We start from the raw sequence: 1,396 nt of genomic DNA, 5'->3' as shown, positions 1-1,396 counted from the left end.
GATCAACAGAAGCATATTCCATGTATTAATGAGATAGGTAAATACATTAATTAATGGAACGGAGTAACTATAAGCCGCTCAAATCCGACGCCAAAAAGCGGCGCGGTTTAGCGGAGCGTTAGTTGCCGCAATAAGTTTTGCTTTATTTATATTGAAACTGTGGCGCTTCATTTAATAATTTTGTATTTATTGCCATTCTTTTTTGTGGTGATTTTATTGGCAATAAATTAGTGTCAGTTTTTTGCTAAACAGTTTTCGCCTGAGTTTTTTTTGCGTAAATAATTAGCCAAAATGTTATCGGCTCAAAGTCACGGTAATGGGCAATATTGCGGCGGGGTATTTTTTGATTCTTCCGTAAAACTATGAATATTTTAAAAATTGGTTGTTTGGGCAATTACAGTTACAAACAACTAACAAGGCTTTAAAGCTGGACAAATAACAGTTGGTTTTTGCTCCTTCGTCGCCTATTTTAACCAACTATCATTTGCCACTTAAAGTGGCGTTGAGGCTATAGAATTACTCTTTTTTAAGAAAAACAGCCTGTTTTATGGGTTCCAAATGCATTACCTAATGCTCTAAAAACGCTTAGAATTAATTGTAGGAGCTCGTTTTTAAATTGATTTTGGCTGTTGGAGTTATTCTACAGCCTCGTTAGCAGTAAAAGGAGTTTACATCTTGTGAAGTATTCAATTATATCTCTAGTTATTGTTTTAGCTGGTTGCGCTCAAAACTCAGGCATCATTCCAATGGGCGGTGAAACTTATATGGTTTCTCGTCAAGCTGCTACAGGTTTTACGGGGATGGGTACGCTAAAAGCAGAAGCTATGAGAGAAGCATATACACAATGTCAAAAATCACAAAAAATGGTTAAGATTCTAGAGACTATTGATGCAAAACCGCCATTTATATTTGGTAATTTTCCTAAAACTGAAATTCGGTTTAAGTGTGTTGAAGAGTCTTAATCTAGCAAATTACTGCTAACAACACGCCCTGAGGTGGACAGCAAGCACTAAAGCTCACTTTCCACCGCAAATTTTAACAGCGGTGATCCCTTACTTTTCAATGCGATTAAGTAAGTTGATTCATCGTAGGGCGTATGTGTTTTCCAGCACTTAAATAGTATTCTTATCCACTTAAATGCTAATGATCTGATGATGGTATTATGGGGTTTTCCTTTGGCTTCTTGCTGCCGATAATATGCTTTTTCCCAAAATGAATAACGCACAGATAATCCTGCCCATTCTACAAATGTTTGCCTTAAAAATTTAGAAATTATACAGAGCCCCTTAAAGTTTTCACTTGGCGTATTCATAGAGTATTTTATCGAAATTTTCCGAGAAAACCCATTGATCGACGCGAAGCGGTGTCGATGGGATGAATCGGAATAGTTAGCCCT

1 protein-coding gene and 1 pseudogene are annotated in these 1,396 nt (G+C 36.7%); one reads left to right on the top strand and one right to left on the bottom strand.

From position 1 onward, the window contains the following. Nucleotides 1–677: 677 nt before the first annotated feature. The gene (locus HC000_RS18650) at nt 678–962 is read left to right on the top strand and encodes a hypothetical protein (protein ID WP_346010180.1); all 285 of its coding nucleotides are present in this window, start codon (nt 678–680) and stop codon (nt 960–962) included. 47 nt (nt 963–1,009) lie between these two features. On the opposite strand, the pseudogene HC000_RS18230 reads toward HC000_RS18650, so the two are convergent. Continuing rightward, nucleotides 1,010–1,396, bottom strand: a pseudogene (locus HC000_RS18230) (IS110 family transposase); the annotation flags it as partial.

Source organism: Pseudoalteromonas sp. MIP2626, assembly GCF_013414205.1.
GTDB lineage: Bacteria > Pseudomonadota > Gammaproteobacteria > Enterobacterales > Alteromonadaceae > Pseudoalteromonas > Pseudoalteromonas nigrifaciens.
Note: the sequence above shows the minus strand (reverse complement) of the source record. Positions and strands in the feature narration are given on the sequence as shown.